This window comes from Cupriavidus nantongensis, assembly GCF_001598055.1.
Classification (GTDB): domain Bacteria; phylum Pseudomonadota; class Gammaproteobacteria; order Burkholderiales; family Burkholderiaceae; genus Cupriavidus; species Cupriavidus nantongensis.
In genome coordinates this window covers 3,222,857-3,240,126 of record NZ_CP014844.1, presented here as the reverse complement: position 1 = coordinate 3,240,126, position 17,270 = coordinate 3,222,857, and the positions used below count along the sequence as shown (strand labels likewise).

The following is a 17,270-nucleotide window of genomic DNA, read 5'->3' as shown; positions in this document are numbered from 1 at the left end:
TGCCCGCCGACCGACAAGCCCTTATTCCAGGGTGACCTTGGCCGTCTTGATCACCTCGGCCCACATCTTGCGGTCCTGCACCAGGAAGCCGGCGAAGTGCTCGGGCGTGTCGCCGACCGGTTCCGAGCCGAACTCCGCCATCTTTTTCTTCACTTCCGGATTCGCCAGCGCCTTGACCAGGGCCTGGTTGTAGCGGGCCACGATCGCTTTGGGCAGGTCCTTCGGCCCGAAGATGCCTTGCCAGGTCGGCATGTTGAAGTCCTTCAGGCCGCTCTCGGCCAGCGTCGGCACCTCGGGCAGCAACGGCGAGCGCTTGCTGCCGGTGACCGCCAGCGCCTTGACCTTGCCGCTCTTGGCCAGCGCCGCGGCGGTGGTGATGTTATCGACCGTCATGGCGATATGGCCGCCCATCAGGTCGGTGATCACCGGCGTCGCGCCCTTGTACGGCGCGTGGACCATGTCGATGCCGAGGCGGTGCAGCATGGTCTCGGCGATCAGGTGGTTCGAGGTGCCGACGCCGGCAGTGCCATAGGTGACTTGCGGCGTCTTTTTGACGTACGCGGCGAAGTCGGCCATGGTCTTGACCGGCAGGGCCGGGTTGACGATCACGACATTGGGCTGCGTCGCCAGCATGGCGATGGGGGTGAAGTCATCGGCCTTGTACGGCGTGCCCTTGGGATTGAGCACGTGGGTCACCGCCATCGCGCCGGCGGCGCCCATGCCGATGGTGTAGCCGTCGGCCGGCGCCTTGGCCAGCTTGTCGGCGGCGATATTGCCGCCCGCGCCGGGCACGTTTTCCACCACCACCGGCACGCCCAGGCTTTCCGACAGCGGCGCCTGCACCAGCCGCGCCAGCAGGTCGGCCGAACCGCCCGGGGCAAAGCCCACCAGCAGGCGCACCGGCTTTGCCGGCTTCCATTCCTGCGCCTGCGCGGCCGGGGCCATCGCGGCGGCCAGGCCGATCCACATCATGCCGCTTGCCAGCGGCTTCCTCCACTTTGCTACCTTTTCCATGCCTTCCAGCTCCAGCAGTGTCATGGGCAATTTGTCAGCGGGCTTGCCCTTACCCGGAATGCATTCCCTCGGTGCGCGCCATCAGGCCGCCGCACCAGCCAGTACCTGTCCCAGCAGCCGTGCCACCATGCGGTTCGACAGCAGTACCGGCGCCTGCGCATGGCGCGCCACCGTGGCGCGCATGGCTTCGGTGTAGCCCATGCAGTGCATCACCACCAGGTCGCAGCCGCGCAGCGCCGCACCCGCCTGCGCGAAGCCGCCGGTGTCGGTATCCGCGCTGTCGGTGTAAGGCGATGCATGCGTGACGCGCAGTTCGCAGGGCACCGGCTGGATCAGGTGAAAGTCGTTCACCTGCGCCTGCAGCGGCAGCACGATGCCGAGCCGCCTGCAGCCCTGCGCCAGCGCCACCGTCAGGTGGTCGACCACCTGCTGCGGCTCCAGCACCAGCGTCTGCATCGGCGGCAGCGCGGTGCCGGTGCACAGCGGCACCAGCGCGTCGAAGCGGCCGTCGTCGAGCGAGGCCATCAGCCGCGCCAGCATGGCCTCGGCCACCGGCTTGCCCATCACCGCCTGGGTGCCGTCGCGCAGGCGGCTGGCGAAGCGGTATTCGCCGGCGGCGGGCGCCAGCGCGGCGATCTCGTCGGGGCCCAGCGCGTCGAGGATGCCGAATTCTTCGACCTCGGCCGGCAGGCCCAGGTCGGCCATCATCTGCGGCACCACGTCGGTCCGCGGCGACTGCCCGATGGTGACGAAGGCCACGCGCGGCAGGCGTGGGGCGGCCGCGGTCATGCTTCGGTCCCGACGGTCTGCAGGTGCGCGAGCGAGCCGTAGCGCCGCTGCAGCTCGGCCCATTCCCCGGCATCGTAGAAGGCGCACTGGCCCTGGCCGAACTGCTTGGCGACCTCGATGCAGAAGCGCGTTGCCACATCGATGTCGAAGGCGTTGGTGACGCCGGTGGCGCATCCCGGCACGGTGGTCTGCGCGGTCAGCGCCACGCCCACCACCGGCGCGGCGGTGACGATGGCCGGCTGCATGATCGAGTTGACATGCCACAAGCCATTCTCATACGGGGTGATGTCCTGCGTGGTCAGCGGCAGCACCATCGGCAGCTCGCCGCTGACCCAGCCCATCAGGTCCAGCATCCGCTCCGGCAGGCGCAGCAGCCAGCCTTGCTTGGCCACCGGCGTCAACGCCACGCCGCGGCGGTTGACGAAGCGGTTGCCGCGCGTGGTGTCGACCGACAGGATCGCCGCCATGTCGGGATGCACTTCGTGCGACATCATCGTGCGCATCGCGAACGGCGATTTCATCATCGGCACCGGCTGGTGCGGCCGCGTGGCGGCGTGCGGGCAGATGTGGGTATGGATCCGCACCGGGCCGGCCAGCACATCGCCGCCGGCGGCCATGTCGGCCAGCTTGAGCGCGGTGGCGACGGCGACGATGGCGCCGTCGGCATCCGACACCAGGCCGGTCACGGCCGGGCGCGCACCGACGCCGCCGAGGCGGCCGACCACGCCCAGCGCGGGCGCATCGTGGTTGCGGCCGGGCAGGGTGCAGGCGAGGAAGTCGGTGTAGAGGCCGTTCTCTTCCACGCGCGTCACCGTGACGTCGCGGATGCCGCGGGCACGCAGCAAAGTGGCGACGGCTGCGCCGTCGACGTTGGCTGCGGACAGCAGCTCGATCGATTCAATGACCTGCTTGATGGACATCTTGCTTGGGATTCCTTGGCGTTGCTGGATAACGATTTGTCAGACGGCGGCGGCGCAGGCCGGCACGGACAATGCGCCGGGAGCAATGTCGACGATCTGCTGGCCAAGGAACCAGCGTGCGCGATGCGCGCCGCCCATCTCCATGCGCTCGCCCGAGACCCGCACCCAGTTGCCTTCGGGCAAACCCAGCACCGGCGTCTGCGGCTGCAGCACCGTGAACTCGGCCAGGCGCTGGTCGCGCGTTTCGCCGCGGAAGCCCGGCACCACCAGGTTGAAGTAGTGCGGGTTGATCTGGAACGGCACCAGCCCGAGCGCATCAAGGCCGCCGGGTTCCGCAACCGGCATGTCGTTGGTGGTGCGGATGGTCGGGCAGGCGACATTGGTGCCGGCGCTCCAGCCGATATAGCGGGCGGCGCCCGCGGCCACCTGGCGCGCGATCACGGGCAGCAGGCCGCGCTCGCGCAGGCATTGCAGCAGGCGGAAGGTGTTGCCGCCGCCGATGACGATCAGTTCGGCCGCTGCCACCGCCCGCACGCAGTCGGCATCGGCGAGCCGGTGCGTCGATTGCGCGGCGATGCCGGCCGGGGCCAGTGCGTCGCGCACCAGCGCTTCGTAGCTGTCCCAGTCGCGCGTGACGCCGGCGAACGGCAGGAAGCAGGCACGGGTGCGCCCGCCGGCCAGTTCGCGGATTGCGTCGTGGGCATGGACGAGGTAGCCCGCGTCGCTGGAGGAGTTGCTGAGTAACAGGAGTTCCATTGGGTTTGAACTGCCGGGATGACTAGTTGGCGGGGATGTCGGCGGGATGGAGCCAGAGCGGATCGCCGAGGCGCTGCCCGAGCGGCGCCACCGCCTGCACCAGCGTTTCGCGCAGCGCGCGTGCCTGGGCCTGGCTGACCTGCATCGCGGTGAAGGACAGGCACAACCCGCGCACATCGCCCGAGAGCGGATCGGTCAGCGTGGTGGCCACCGCGCCGATGCCTGGCATGCCTTCGTTGACGGCGATGGCGCTGCGCTCGGCGCGAGCCATTGCCACACGCTCGCGCAGCTCGGCGACGGTGGCCGGACATCCGGCCGGTGCGTCGGGCAGCTTGCGGGTGCCGGTGGCGCCGTAGCGCGCGCGGAATTCGGTCTCGGGCAGGCGCGACAGCAGCACGCGGCCCATGGCGGTGGTAAAGGCCGGCCGGCGCGCGCCCGGCGGCGACAGCACCTGCACCGGGTTGCTGCCGTTCAGGCGCTGCAGCACCACGGTGTCGGTGCCGTCGAGCATCGACAGGTAGGCCGTGAAGCCGGTCGAATCCGACAACGCGGCAAGGATCTCGCGGCACTGGTCGTCGAAGGGGTGCGCCTGCGTGGCGGCCTGCGCCGCGCGGATCACCAGTGCGCCCGGTCGATAGCGTCGCGTCGACGGCTGCAGCTCCAGCAGCCGGTAGCGCACCATCTGGGCGAGCAGGCGCGATGCCGAGCTCTTGGCCAGCCCCAGCTCGTCCAGCACATCGTTGAACGTGATCTCGTGGCGGCCGTGCCCGAACAGGTCCAGCACGCCCTCCACGCCTTCAAGAATGCTCACTCCGCCTCTCCGCCTGGGTTGGTTCTTGGGTTCCGTTTTTCGGAACCGAGGTTCCGTAATTCGGTTGGCAAATCATAGGGCGATGGGTGGCGGAACACAAGGGGAAATTTCCCTGGCCCGATATGGGCAAAAAAATGGGCAATAAATGGGCAAAAAAAATGGCCCCGAACCGGGGCCATTCCATGCATTGCAGAACCGCGTGCTCAATGCGCCGCCATCGCGTCCGCCGAGCCGCCACCGCCCCTGGCCGGCCGCGTCAGCCAGACAAAGCCGATCAGCACGAAGAACAGCACGCCCGAGATCCAGAAGATGTCGTTGGCGCCGAGCATGGCTGCCTGCTGGGTGATATTGCGCTCGATCACGCCGACCGCCTGCGCCTGGCTCATGCCCATCTGCATCAGGTGGTTGAGCTGGTCGTGGTAGACCGGGTTGTACGGGTTGACCTGCTCGACCAGTTGCGCATGGTGCAGCGCCGAGCGGTTCTCCCAGACCGTGGTAGAGACCGATGCGCCGATGCCGCCGAAGGTGATCCGCACGAAGTTCGACAGGCCCGAGGCGGCCGGGATCTTCTCCGGCGGCTGGCCCGACAGGATGATCGAGGTCAGCGGGATGAAGAACATCGCCATGGCCGCGCCCTGGATCAGCGTGGGCACCATCAGGGTCCAGGTATCGACCTGCGTGGTGAAGCCCGCGCGCATCAGGCTGACGATGCCGAAGGTGATGAAGGCCGCGGTGGCGACCCAGCGCGCATCCATCTTCGGCAGGTTGCGCCCGATCACCGGCGACAGCAGGATCGCGAAGATGCCGACCGGCGCCATCACGATGCCCGCGTCGGTCGCGGTATAGCCGACGATGGTCTGCAGCCACAGCGGCAGGATCACCAGGTTGCCGAAGAACAGCCCGTACGCGACCGAGATCGCGACCACGCCCGAACTGAAGTTGCGGCCCTTGAACAGGCTGATGTCGACAATGGGATGCTTCTCATAGGTTTCCCACGCCAGGAAGAACAGGAAGCCGACGATCGCCACCAGCGTCAGCACCACGATCTCGGTCGAATGGAACCAGTCCAGCTCCTTGCCCTTGTCCAGCATCAGCTGCATCGAGCCGACCCAGATCACCAGCAGCGCCAGGCCGATGCGGTCGATCGGCAGCACCTTGGTGGGGGTCTCGCGGTCCTTGTAGATGGCCCAGGTGGCGTAGGCGGTGATGATGCCCACCGGCACGTTGATGTAGAAGATCCACGGCCAGGTCATGTTGTCGGAGATCCAGCCGCCCAGCAGCGGCCCCATGATCGGCGCCACCAGCGTGGTCATGCCCCATAGCGCCAGCGCCATGGTGCTCTTGGCTGGCGGATAGCTCGCCAGCAGCAGCGACTGCGACAGCGGGATCATCGGGCCCGCCACGGCCCCCTGCAGCACGCGCGCGGCCAGCAGCGTCTCCAGGTTGGGCGCGACGCCGCACAGCCACGACGCCAGCACGAACAGCAGGATCGAGGTGATAAACAGCCGCACCGCGCCGAAGCGCGTGGTCAGCCAGCCGGTCAGCGGCACCGAGATCGCGTTGGCGACCGCGAACGAGGTGATGACCCAGGTGCCCTGGTTGGGGGCCACGCCCAGGTCGCCCGAGATCGCCGGAATCGACACGTTGGCGATCGACGAGTCCAGCACGTTCATGAACGTCGCCAGCGACAGCGCGATGGTGCCGAGCACCAGCTTGCCGCCGGTCAGCGGCTGCGGCTGCTGCGGCAGGGCCCGCGCCGGCGCCGGGCCGGCGCCCGGCTGCGACCCGGCAGCAGCCGGTGCGGCCGGTGCGGCGGAAGGGGAGGTGGCCATGATCAGGTATTGGCAGGCTTGGCCGACTTGGCCGACTTGGCCGACTTCGCTTGGGCGGCGCTGGCCGGGGACAGGCCGGTGCCGCGCCCGCCGTTGTTGGCGGCGATGATGCGCGCGATCAGCTGGTCGGCATCCTTGGCCACCTTGTCATAGACGTCGGTCTGCATGGGCTTGGCCGGCGCGGCGGCGGCCATGGCGGCGCCTTCCTCGCGGCGTACGTCGACCTTGACCGTCATCGACAGGCCCACGCGCAGCGGATGGTCCTTGAGTTGCTGCGGATCCAGCGCGATGCGCACCGGCAGGCGCTGCACCACCTTGATCCAGTTGCCGGTGGCGTTCTGCGCCGGCAGCAGCGAGAACGCCGAGCCGGTGCCGGCCGAGAAGCCGGCGACCTTGCCGCGGTATTCGACCCTGGAGCCATAGACGTCGGCTTCCAGCGTCACCGGCTGGCCGATGCGCATATGCGTGATCTGCACTTCCTTGAAGTTGGCGTCGACCCAGACCTGGTCCAGCGGCACCACCGCCATCAGCGGCGCGCCGGCGGCCACGCGCTGGCCGACCTGCACCGAGCGCTTGGCGACGTAGCCGGTCACCGGCGCCGGCAGCGCCGAGCGCGCGAACGACAGGTAGGCCGAGCGCAGGTTGGCGGCGGCGCGCTGCACGTTGGGGTGGTTCTCGACCGTGGTCTGGTCGGTCAGCACCTGGTTCGATGCCAGCTGCTCGCGCGCGGCCACCAGCGCCGACTCGGCGCCCTTGAGCGCGGCTTGCGCGTGCGAGATCTCTTCATTCGAGACCGCGCCCGAGCCGGCGATGGCCTGGCGCCGGCGCAGGTCGTCGCGCGCCTTGGCCACGTCGGCTTCGCGCAGCGCCACGTTGGCGGCGAGCGAGCCGTTGTTGACGTACAGCGTGCGCACTTCGCGCACGGCCTGGGCCAGCTGGGCCTCGGCCTGTTCCAGCGCCACCTGCGTGTCGGCGCGGTCGAGCTGGATCAGCGGCTGGCCGGCGGTGACCAGCTGGGTGTCGTCGGCCGAGATCGACACGACGGTGCCAGCCACCAGCGGCGTGACCTGGACCACGTTGCCGGCGACATAGGCGTCGTCGGTGCTTTCGAAATGGCGGGCATACAGTCCCCAGTACACGCCGTAGCCGATGCCGGCGACCACGATCGCCGCGGTCAGCGACAGCAGCATGCGCTTGCGCTTGCCGTTGGGAGGGGTGGTCGTGGCTTGCTGGGGGGTATTGGTGCCGGCCGCTTGCTGGTTGTTGCTCATGATGTCTTCTGGATAATCTTGTCTGCGATCACCGGGTGCGCGGATCAGCCGCGGGCGCCCGCCTGGGTGTGGTCCTGGGTGTGGCCCTGCGTGTGGCCCGGCTGCTGCGCCGGCCCATGGGCGACGCTCTCGTGGCCTTCGGCCGGCTCCTGGTAGCCGCCGCCGAGCGCCTTCATCAGGCCCATCTGCAGGTCCAGCCGCCGCGCCTGCAGGTCGGTCGCCAGGCGGCGCTGCTGCAGCACGTTGCTTTCCGCGTTGAGTACGGTCAGCTGCGTGCCCAGCCCCGCCTTGTAGCGCGTGGTCGCCAGCGCGTAGGCGTGCTCGGCAAGGTCCAGCGCTTCGCGCTGGGTCTGGATCTGCTGGTCGACGCTGCGGATGCTGGTCATGGTGTCGGCGGTCTCGCGCAGCGCATCGACCAGCGCCTGGTTGTAGTTGGCCACGGCAATGTCGTAGCCGGCGTACTTGCCCTTCAGGTTGGCGCGCAGCCTGCCGCCTTCGAAGATCGGCAGGCGCACGGTCGGACCGATGCCGAAGGTGCGGCTGATGCCCATCAGCAGGTTGGAAGGATCCAGCGCGGCCAGGCCGGCAAAAGCGCTCAGGCTGACGTCGGGCAGGAATTCCTTCCTGGCGACGTTGATGTCTTTCGACGCAGCCTCGACGCGCCAGCGCGCCGCCACCAGGTCCGGGCGGCGGCCCAGCAGGCCGATGGTCAGGTTGTCGGGCAGCGTCGGCGTGGCCTGCGCCAGCAGCACTGGGCGCTGGATCTGCAGGCCGCGGTCCGGGCCCTTGCCGAGCAGCGCCGCGAGCTGGTTGCGCGCCAGCGCGATTTCTTCATCGACGCGCTGCAGGTGGTCTGCGATGCGGCCACGGTGCCGCGTGCCTGCGTGGTCTCGACCTGCGTGTCGAGGCCGGCGGCCAGGCGCTGGCGCGACAGCTCGGTCAGGTCGCGGCGCTGGGCGATGGCGCGCTCGGCCACGTCGCGCTGCGCATACAGCGCGGCCAGGCGGGCGTAATTGCGCGAGATCGACGTTGCCAGGATCAGGCGCGCGGCCTGGCTTTCGGCCTCGGCGGCGCGGTCGTCGGACAGCGCGGCTTCGAGCGCATCGCGGTTCTTGCCCCAGAAATCGAAGTCATAGGACAGGCCCACCTGCAGCCGCGACTGGTTCTGCCACGAGCCCGCCAGCGGCGTGCCTTCGAACAGGTCGTTGTTGGAAAAGCGCTGGCGCACCAGGCTGCCTTCGAACTCCAGGTGCGGATACAGCGCGCTGCGGGTGGCCTCGGCCATCGCGCGCGAGGCCTCGACGCGGGCAAACGCGGCCTGCAGGTTGGGGCTGTCGTGGATCGCCTCGTCGACCAGGGCGTTCAGTTGCGGGTCCTGGAACTGGCTGACCCAGTCCTGCGACGGCCACTGGCCGTGTTCGCCGGGCAGGGTCTGCGAAGTCGCCATCGCGGCCGGATCGGCCATGGTCCGGGTGCTGTGCGAATCGCCAAGTGCCGCACACCCGGCCAGCGCCGCGGCCGCGATCGCGGTCAGCGCGAGCGTGCCGGCACGGCGCGCCGGCCGGGTAAATCGGGAGGAAAGAACTGGTTTCATGGTCTTGCTCCGTGGCGGAGCCATACGGTGTTTACGGGCTGCTGACGGTGTCCGGGCGGGCTGGCCGGCGCAGACGATCTGGCGGGCCGGAAGTCCGGCGCGCAGCCGGCTACCCACTGTTGTCGATGACCCGGCGCAGCATGCTGCGCAGCAGCTGGATCTCGTCCTCGGAAAAACCGCGAAAGTGGTGCGCCAGGACCTTGCAGAAGATCGCCGGCAGCTGCTGCACCAGCTCCTGGCCCTGCGGCGTCACCGACAGGTCGACCACGCGGCGGTCGGCGTCGCGACGGCGGCGCTCGATCAGGCCGCGCTTTTCCATGCGGCTGAGCAGCCGCGTGACCGATCCCATGTCGGTGTTCAGCTCGCGGCCGAGGTCGGTGACGGTCGAGGCGCGGCCGGTGGCCAGCATCATCAGGCAGCTGGCCTGGGCCTGGGTGATGTCCAGGCTGCCGACCTCCTGCTCGACGCCGTGCGCCAGCATGTTCTTGGCCCGTTGCATCAGGTAGCCGACGCTTTCGCACATCTGGTACTGGGCGGGATCGAACGAGCCGGCCGGGGAGGCTGGCGGAGCGGAAGCGGGTGCGTGTGACATCTTTGCCTTTGCAATCTTTGCTGAGGCAAATATATGTTCACGTTTAACGATCCGCAAGAACGGAAATTGGTTATTGCGAAATTCGCAAATATTTTCCCTGCGTCAGAGCTGGTTCCCGTCAACGCTTCTTGCGCCGCAACATGCTAGAATGTTGGGTTACCTCAGATTCTCCGGCCCTCCTTGCGAGGGCCCCGTTCTTAGCGAGACGCAGCAATGACCCGCGCCATCCGAAATATCGCCATCATCGCCCACGTCGATCATGGCAAGACCACCCTGGTCGACCAGCTCCTGCGCCAGGCAGGCACCTTCCGCGACAACCAGCAAGTCGCCGAGCGGGTGATGGACTCGAACGACCTGGAAAAGGAGCGCGGGATCACGATTCTCGCGAAGAACTGTGCCGTCGAGTACAACGGCACCCATATCAATATCGTCGACACCCCGGGCCACGCCGACTTCGGCGGTGAAGTGGAGCGCGTGCTGTCGATGGTCGACGGCGTGCTGCTGCTGGTCGACGCGGTCGAGGGCCCGATGCCGCAGACCCGCTTCGTCACGCGCAAGGCGCTGGCGCTGGGCCTGAAGCCGATCGTGGTGATCAACAAGATCGACCGGCCGGGCGCGCGTCCGGACTGGGTCATCAACCAGACCTTCGACCTGTTCGACAAGCTCGGCGCGACCGACGAGCAGCTCGACTTCCCGGTGATCTACGCCTCGGGCCTGAACGGCTACGCCGGCCTGACCGAAGACGTGCGCGACGGCGACATGAAGCCGCTGTTCGAGACCGTGCTGGACAAAGTGCCCGTGCGTGACGACGACCGCGACGGCCCGCTGCAGCTGCAGATCATCTCGCTGGACTACTCCAGCTACGTCGGCAAGATCGGCGTGGGCCGCATCTCGCGCGGCCGTGCCCGTCCGCTGCAGGACGTGGTGGTCAAGTTCGGTCCGGAAGGCAACCCGATCAAGGGCCGCATCAACCAGGTGCTGAAGTTCCAGGGCCTGGAGCGCGAAATCGTTCAGGAAGCCGAAGCCGGCGACATCGTGCTGATCAACGGCATCGAAGAACTGGGCATCGGCTGCACCGTGTGCGCGCCCGAGGCCCAGGACGCGCTGCCGATGCTGAAGGTGGACGAGCCGACGCTGACCATGAACTTCTGCGTCAACACCTCGCCGCTGGCCGGCCGCGAAGGCAAGTTCGTCACCAGCCGCCAGCTGCGCGAGCGCCTGGACCGCGAACTGAAGTCCAACGTGGCGCTGCGCGTGGCCGATACCGGCGACGACACCATCTTCGAAGTGTCGGGCCGCGGCGAGCTGCACCTGACCATCCTGCTGGAAAACATGCGCCGCGAGGGCTACGAGCTGGCCGTGTCGCGTCCGCGCGTGGTGTTCAAGGAAATCGACGGCGTCAAGTGCGAGCCGTACGAGCTGCTGACCGTCGACGTCGAAGACAGCCACCAGGGCGGCATCATGGAAGAGCTGGGCCGCCGCAAGGGCGAACTGCTCGACATGGCGTCGGACGGCAAGGGCCGCACCCGCCTCGAGTACCGCATTCCGGCGCGCGGCCTGATCGGCTTCCAGGGCGAGTTCCTGACGCTGACGCGCGGCACCGGCCTGATCAGCCATATCTTCGACGACTACGCGCCGGTGCGCGAAGGCGGGCTGGGCGAGCGCCACAACGGCGTGCTGATCTCGCAGGACGACGGCGACGCCGTGGCCTACGCGCTGTGGAAGCTGCAGGACCGCGGCCGCATGTTCGTCAAGCCGGGCGATGCGCTGTATGAAGGCATGATCATCGGCATCCACAGCCGCGACAACGACCTGGTCGTGAACCCGATCAAGGGCAAGCAGCTGACCAACGTGCGCGCCTCGGGTACCGACGAAGCGGTGCGCCTGGTGCCGCCGATCCAGATGTCGCTGGAATACGCGGTGGAATTCATCGCCGACGACGAACTGGTCGAGCTCACGCCCAAGAGCATCCGCCTGCGCAAGCGCCATCTGAAGGAGCACGAGCGCAAGCGTGCCGCCCGCGAAGGCGCATAAGCGCCCACGCGCTGACGCTGCTCACAAAAACCGCGCCTGCAGGCGCGGTTTTTTATTGCGTGCCCGGCAGCGTCGCCGGCACCGCGGCACGCGGGCTGCGCCATTCCGGCGGCTTCCACAGGTAGCGCAGGTCGCGGTCGCGCCAGGCATCTCCGAACATGTCGCGCCATTCGTGGAAGGTCAGCGTCAGCGGATTGTGGCTGCGCAACTGGCGCGTAATGCCGTAGACCGGTGCCTCGTGCTCGGCGACGAAGGTGCCGAACAGGCGGTCCCAGAGCGTCAGCACGCCGGCATAGTTGCGGTCGATGTACTGCGGGTTCCTGGCGTGGTGCACGCGATGGACCGAAGGCGTGTTCAGCAGCCGCTCGACCAGCGGCCAGCGTTGCCCCAGCCGCGTATGGACGAAGAACTGGAAGCCCAGGTTCAGGCCCACGGCCAGGATCACCCAGTCCGGCGTGAAGCCGATATACGCCAGCGGAATCCAGAACAGCCACATGCCGGACAGCGGATAGGTCAGGCTCTGCCGGAAAGCGGTCGAGAAGTTTATGCCCTCCGACGAATGATGCGTCACGTGCGAAGCCCATAGCCAGCGCACGCGATGGCTGGCGCGATGGAACCAGTAGTAGAGGAAGTCCTGCAGCAACAGCAGCAGCAAGAACGACCACAGCGTCTGCGGCATCGCCTGCAGGCCGTGCTGGTAGCACCACGTGTAGACGGTGCGGACCATCAGCCAGAGGAAGAACGCGTCCGACGCCTGGTGCATCAGCGCCAGCGCGGCGTTGGAGAGCGTATCGCGCAGGCTGTAGACGGCAGGGTCGCGGCGCGCCCAGTACCACGCTTCGGCGCCGATGGTCAGCACGAAGACCGGCGCGAAGGCCAGCAGTACGAGTCCGGGATCGAGCGAGGCGGTGTTCATCCCGCCAGTGTGCCTGTTCGCCGCGAAATTGCCACGAGGGCTTCCTCCAAACGGTGGGATGGGGTGAGGTGGGCCGCTTCCGCCACTTGATGGCGATGATGTACTGCCACGCAATTCTGTCACGCGTGCGAAGGCCATCAATACGGGTAAAGGATGCGGCGCCGGCGCCGTAGTTGGACAGGGCAGCGGCGCGGCGCGCCGCCTTCATCCAGTTTTCTTCATTCCTCCCGGAGCCTCATCCATGTTCAGGAACACGACCATCGGCGCCAGATTGTGGTTTCTCACTGTCGTCATTAATTTGTTGTTGCTGATTGTCGGTGCCGTCGGCTGGCTCGGCATGTCGCGCAGCAACGAAGCGACGCACCAGATCTACGAGCAGCAGCTGTCGGCCGCGGTCAACCTGGCCGAGGCGCGTTCGAACCAGTTGCTGGTGCGCGTGCTGCTGGACCAGGCCACCTTTGCCGCCGACCCGGCCGACGCCAAGGCGCGCGCCGCGACCGCGGAGGGCTTTGCGCGCGAATCGGAGAAGGCGTGGAAGGCCTACCTTGCGCTGCCGCGTTCGGCCGACGAAGCGAAGGTGGTCGAAGACGTTACCGCCAAGCGCGATGCGTTGTTCAGGCAGGGGGTCGCGCCCATGATCGCCGCGCTGCATGCCGGCGATCGCGACGGCGTGATGAAGGCGGTGCTGGAAACCATTCCGCAGCTCGATATCGCCTTCACCGCCGTCAACACCGAGCTGAACAAGCTGCAGGTGGCCAGCGCAAAGCAGGTCTACGAGGCCTCGCAGCAGCGCTACCGCAACCTGCTCACGCTGTCCGTGTGCGTGCTGGCCGCGGGACTGGTGTTCAGCACCGTGGTGGCGTGGCGCCTGCGCCGTTCCATCGTGCAGCCGCTGGATACGGCGATTGCGCGCTTCGAAAAAATTGCCGGTGGCGACCTGAGCGCAGCTGCAAGCAGCGGCGCAGTGGGGGCCGGCGAAGCGCTGGCCGACGAAGCGGCGCGCAACGAGACCGCGCGCATGCTGGGCATGCTGGGCCGGATGCAGGCCAGCCTGGTGGCGATGGTGGGCGATGTGCGCGGCGGTGCCGACTCGATCGCCGCGGCCAGCAAGCAGATTGCCAGCGGCAATGCCGACCTGTCGCAGCGCACCGAGCAGCAGGCGGCGTCGCTGGAGGAAACCGCTTCGAGCATGGAGGAACTGACCAGTACCGTGCGCCAGAATGCCGACAGCGCGCGCGAGGCGCGCGCGCTCGCCAGCGACGCCGCAACCCTGGCCGGGCGCGGCAGCGATGCGGTGCTGCGCGTGGTCAATACCATGCAGTCGATCGACGCCAGCTCCGGCAAGATCGTCGACATCATCGACGTGATCGAGAAGATCGCGTTCCAGACCAATATCCTGGCGCTGAACGCAGCGGTGGAAGCGGCGCGTGCCGGCGAGCATGGCCGTGGCTTTGCCGTGGTGGCCGGCGACGTGCGCGACCTGGCGCAGCGCTGCGCCGGCGCGTCCAAGGAGATCCGCGCGCTGATCGGCGCCTCGGTGGCCAATGTGCGCGAGGGCTCGGGGCTGGTCGACGAGGCCGGGCGCGCGATGCAGGACATCGTCGACGCGGTGCAGCGCGTCAGCGCCATCATCGGCGATATCAGCGCGGCGTCGGACGAGCAGTCCAACGGCATCGAGCAGGTCAACGTGGCGGTGTCGCAGATGGACAGCATGACGCAGCAGAACGCGGCGCTGGTCGAGCAGGCCGCCGCCGCCGCGGCATCGCTGGAAGAGCAGGCGCAGCGGCTCACCTCGCTGGTGGCGACGTTCCGGCTGGCCTGAACGGGCACGGGCGCATGCGTGTATCGGCATGCGCCGCAAGCTGCCCACGCACGTGCGCTTGCCAAGGTGACTGGCGTAAAATCGCCAGTTGCATTGGAGGAGTACGACATGACTGAATTCGTCACGACCGAGGTCCGCGGTGGCATCGGATACCTGACGCTGAACCGCCCGCAGGCGCTCAACGCGCTGTCGCTGGACATGATCCGCGCCATCACGCAGGCGCTGCAGGACTGGGCCGCCGCGCCCGAGGTCGCCGCCGTGGTGGTGGCCGGCGCCGGCGGCAAGGCGTTCTGCGCCGGCGGCGATATCCGCTATTTCCACCAGGCCGCGCATGCGGGCGATCCGCTGCTCGACCAGTTCTTCGTCGAGGAATACGCGCTCAATTTCCTGATCCACCGCTACGCCAAGCCTTATATCGCGCTGATGGATGGCGTGGTGATGGGCGGCGGCATGGGCATCTCGCAGGGCGCGCGCCTGCGTCTGGTCACCGACCGCACCAAAATGGCCATGCCCGAAACCAATATCGGCCTGTTCCCGGACGTGGGCGGCGGCTGGTTCCTGGCGCGCACGCCCGGCCGCATCGGCGAATACCTGGGGCTGACCGGCACCGTGATCCACGCGGCCGACGCCTTGTATGCCGGCCTGGCCGACGCCTATCTGCCGGGCAACCGCCTCGCAGAACTGGTCGATTCGCTGCGCGCGCAGCAGTTCGCCAGCGGCGCTGCGGTGCTGACCCATATCGAAACCTTCACCGCGCCGCACCGCGCGGATTGCGCGCCGGCGCAAAGCACGCTGGCCGGGCTGTCGGTACAGATCGACCAGCTGTTCGCCGGCAATACCGCGCAGGACATACTCGCCGCCGTCAGCGATGCCCCCGGCGACTGGGCCGCTCAGACTGCCGCGATGCTGCGCAGCCGTTCGCCGCTGATGCTGTGCGTGACGCTCGAGCAGATCCGCCTCGCGCGCAGCATGGCGCTGGAAGACGAACTGCGCATGGAGCTGGACATGATGTACTACGTGTTCCGCAAGGGCGACGGCGTCGAAGGCATCCGCGCGCTGGCGATCGACAAGGACCACAAGCCGCGCTGGCAATACGCGCGGCTCGACGAGGTCAGCCGCGAGCAGGCGCTGTCGTTCTTCGACAGCCCGTGGCGCCAGCAGGAGCACCCGCTGGCGGCACTGGGCAAGCCTGCCTGACATCGTTGCAGGGCACGCGCCAGCGCCGACTCGGGTAGAGTGACGGACAGGGTCTGGCGCCCGCGCACGGAGATGCCGCGCGCGGACGCCGCCTGTGCCAATCCGTCCACACCGTCAAAGGAGCCGCAATGAGTGATCCTCGTGATGTCGTTGTACTGGTGGGAAGCCTGCGCAAGGAGTCATACAACCGCAAGCTGGCCAAGGCGCTGATCGCGCTGGCGCCGGCGCAGCTCAGGCTGGAAATCGTCGAGATCGGCAGCCTGGAGCTGTATAACCAGGACCTCGACGACAAGCCGACCCAGGCCTGGACCGCATTCCGCGACCGCATCCGCCGCGCCGACGCCGTGCTGTTCGTCACGCCGGAATACAACCGCTCGGTGCCCGCGCCGCTGAAGAACGCCATCGACGTGGGTTCGCGCCCGTATGGCAGCAGCGTCTGGGACGGCAAGCCCGGCGCCATCATCAGCGCTTCGCCGGGCGCTATCGGCGGCTTCGGCGCCAACCACCACCTGCGCCAGTCGCTGGTGTTCCTGAACATCCCCATCCTGCAGCAGCCCGAAGCGTATATCAGCGGGGTCGACAAGCTGTTCGACGAGCAGGGCGGGATTGGCAATGAATCGACCAAGGGGTTCCTTGGCAAGTTTTTGACTACGTTTGCAGGCTGGATCGAGCGCACTGCGCCGCGCTGAGGAGGCGTGCAGCGTCAGCTTCCGAAAAATCGTCAGCACAAAAGCAAAACGGCGCCTGAATCAGGCGCCGTTTTGCAGGGAATTTTTGGGGTGGCTGATGGGACTCGAACCCACGACGACAGGAATCACAATCCTGGACTCTACCAACTGAGCTACAGCCACCGTAGAGGTCATCAGCGAAGCGCTGATCGACGAAAAACAAGATTATACAAACAGAATTTCGAGATGGCTAGTATCCCGCACAAAAAATTTTGCGGAGCATCGCTCAGGACCGGGGCGGGCTCCACTTGGCCTCGAGCAGCACCGCCTGCTTGATCGCGGCGATGGTCTCGGCTTCGGTATCGAACTGGCCCAGCAGCCGGCGTGACTTGCCATTCAGCACCGCTTCCTGCAACGCCTTGCCCGCGGCTTCCGAGGTGCCGGGGTGCCAGCAGTAGCGCGCAGTCCATTTGCCATCCTGGAGTTGCTCGGCCACCCAGATCACCCTGAAGTCTTCATAGACGACGCCGAACGGCGCTTCTTTTTCCACGTTGTCCTTGTCCATCTTGCTCCCCTGCCGGCACGGTCCGCATACCGTGCCTGATCTTGCCTGGGAAGCGTGCGGAAATCGTATCACGGGTATTGGATGACTTCCGACTACGCCCGCCAGCAATATGCTGCGCACAGCCCCTACCTCTGCAGGGTTCATGCGGCACGTGCCCGAAGCGATACTCGAGTCCGAGGGACATTGACCCCCCTCGACCTTCCCGTCAGGCGGCCCGCCCCATTGGCCGCCTGCCTCTTTTTCTTCCCCTGGCCACTGACGTTTCCTTGCCGCACCATGGGTGCGATGGAACCTCTCGGCCACGCGCGAGCCCAACCGACGTGATCGGACGCAGGGAACAGGCCATGCAGAGCAAGTGTAGATGGACGGCGAGGATTCTTGCGGTGGCGGCACTGGCGGCCTTGCTGGGCGGATGCGCTGCGGGCGGCGGTGCCGACGGCAGGGAATCAAGCATCACGACTTACGGCACGCTGGACATCGGTATCAGCC

General features: G+C 67.5%; 14 protein-coding genes, 1 tRNA gene and 1 pseudogene. 4 read left to right on the top strand and 12 right to left on the bottom strand.

Annotation, left to right across the window (positions count from 1 at the left end; genetic code table 11):
• Window positions 1-21 precede the first annotated feature (21 nt).
• The 9 genes and pseudogenes from A2G96_RS14955 to A2G96_RS14915 all read right to left on the bottom strand — a co-directional run bounded on the left by A2G96_RS14955 (window position 22) and on the right by A2G96_RS14915 (window position 9,579).
• The gene (locus A2G96_RS14955; RefSeq protein WP_082819053.1) at window positions 22-1,014 is read right to left on the bottom strand and encodes a Bug family tripartite tricarboxylate transporter substrate binding protein; all 993 of its coding nucleotides are present in this window, start codon (window positions 1,012-1,014) and stop codon (window positions 22-24) included.
• A gap of 81 nt (window positions 1,015-1,095) precedes the next feature.
• The gene (locus tag A2G96_RS14950) at window positions 1,096-1,803 is read right to left on the bottom strand and encodes an AroM family protein (protein ID WP_062800507.1); all 708 of its coding nucleotides are present in this window, start codon (window positions 1,801-1,803) and stop codon (window positions 1,096-1,098) included.
• Entirely contained in the window at window positions 1,800-2,723 is a 924-nt protein-coding gene (locus A2G96_RS14945) for a DUF1177 domain-containing protein (protein WP_062800504.1), read from the bottom strand. Before A2G96_RS14945 ends, A2G96_RS14950 begins: the two co-directional genes overlap by 4 nt.
• 39 nt (window positions 2,724-2,762) lie before the next feature.
• On the bottom strand, window positions 2,763-3,479 hold the full coding sequence (pepE, locus tag A2G96_RS14940) for a dipeptidase PepE (protein WP_062800502.1): 717 nt from the start codon (window positions 3,477-3,479) through the stop codon (window positions 2,763-2,765).
• 22 nt (window positions 3,480-3,501) lie between these two features.
• The gene (locus tag A2G96_RS14935) at window positions 3,502-4,290 is read right to left on the bottom strand and encodes an IclR family transcriptional regulator (RefSeq protein ID WP_062800500.1); all 789 of its coding nucleotides are present in this window, start codon (window positions 4,288-4,290) and stop codon (window positions 3,502-3,504) included.
• Between the two features lie 203 nt (window positions 4,291-4,493).
• A complete protein-coding gene (locus A2G96_RS14930; RefSeq protein WP_062800498.1) occupies window positions 4,494-6,122 on the bottom strand; it encodes a DHA2 family efflux MFS transporter permease subunit in 1,629 nt (542 codons plus the stop codon).
• Between the two features lie 2 nt (window positions 6,123-6,124).
• Window positions 6,125-7,393: an HlyD/EmrA/EmrK family protein gene (locus A2G96_RS14925; RefSeq protein WP_062800495.1), complete on the bottom strand. Its 1,269-nt coding sequence runs from the start codon at window positions 7,391-7,393 to the stop codon at window positions 6,125-6,127.
• A 44-nt stretch (window positions 7,394-7,437) separates the two neighbouring features.
• Window positions 7,438-8,987: pseudogene (locus tag A2G96_RS14920) on the bottom strand (AdeC/AdeK/OprM family multidrug efflux complex outer membrane factor).
• A 109-nt stretch (window positions 8,988-9,096) separates the two neighbouring features.
• Complete coding sequence (locus A2G96_RS14915; protein ID WP_062800493.1) at window positions 9,097-9,579, bottom strand: MarR family winged helix-turn-helix transcriptional regulator; 483 nt, start codon at window positions 9,577-9,579, stop codon at window positions 9,097-9,099.
• A gap of 213 nt (window positions 9,580-9,792) precedes the next feature.
• On the opposite strand from A2G96_RS14915, the gene typA reads away from it, so the two are divergent.
• Entirely contained in the window at window positions 9,793-11,613 is a 1,821-nt protein-coding gene (gene typA, locus A2G96_RS14910; protein ID WP_012353096.1) for a translational GTPase TypA, read from the top strand.
• Window positions 11,614-11,665: 52 nt separating this feature from the next.
• On the opposite strand, the gene A2G96_RS14905 is transcribed toward typA, so the two are convergent.
• Complete coding sequence (locus A2G96_RS14905; RefSeq protein ID WP_062800491.1) at window positions 11,666-12,529, bottom strand: sterol desaturase family protein; 864 nt, start codon at window positions 12,527-12,529, stop codon at window positions 11,666-11,668.
• Between the two features lie 241 nt (window positions 12,530-12,770).
• Here A2G96_RS14905 and A2G96_RS14900 point away from each other — a divergent pair, with 241 nt between their 5' ends.
• From A2G96_RS14900 to A2G96_RS14890, 3 genes are all read left to right on the top strand, one after another.
• Window positions 12,771-14,351 (top strand): methyl-accepting chemotaxis protein, encoded by a 1,581-nt coding sequence (locus tag A2G96_RS14900; protein ID WP_062800489.1) that lies wholly within the window; start codon window positions 12,771-12,773, stop codon window positions 14,349-14,351.
• Between the two features lie 108 nt (window positions 14,352-14,459).
• Window positions 14,460-15,548, top strand: coding sequence for an enoyl-CoA hydratase/isomerase family protein (locus A2G96_RS14895; protein ID WP_062800487.1), 1,089 nt, complete (start codon window positions 14,460-14,462; stop codon window positions 15,546-15,548).
• 128 nt (window positions 15,549-15,676) lie between these two features.
• Window positions 15,677-16,237 carry an NADPH-dependent FMN reductase gene (locus tag A2G96_RS14890; protein ID WP_062800484.1) on the top strand — a complete coding sequence of 187 codons (561 nt, stop codon included), beginning with the start codon at window positions 15,677-15,679 and terminating at the stop codon, window positions 16,235-16,237.
• Window positions 16,238-16,323: 86 nt separating this feature from the next.
• On the opposite strand, the gene A2G96_RS14885 is transcribed toward A2G96_RS14890, so the two are convergent.
• Window positions 16,324-16,399 (bottom strand) — tRNA-His (locus A2G96_RS14885).
• A 103-nt stretch (window positions 16,400-16,502) separates the two neighbouring features.
• Complete coding sequence (locus A2G96_RS14880) at window positions 16,503-16,781, bottom strand: hypothetical protein (RefSeq protein WP_062800482.1); 279 nt, start codon at window positions 16,779-16,781, stop codon at window positions 16,503-16,505.
• Window positions 16,782-17,270 lie beyond the last annotated feature (489 nt).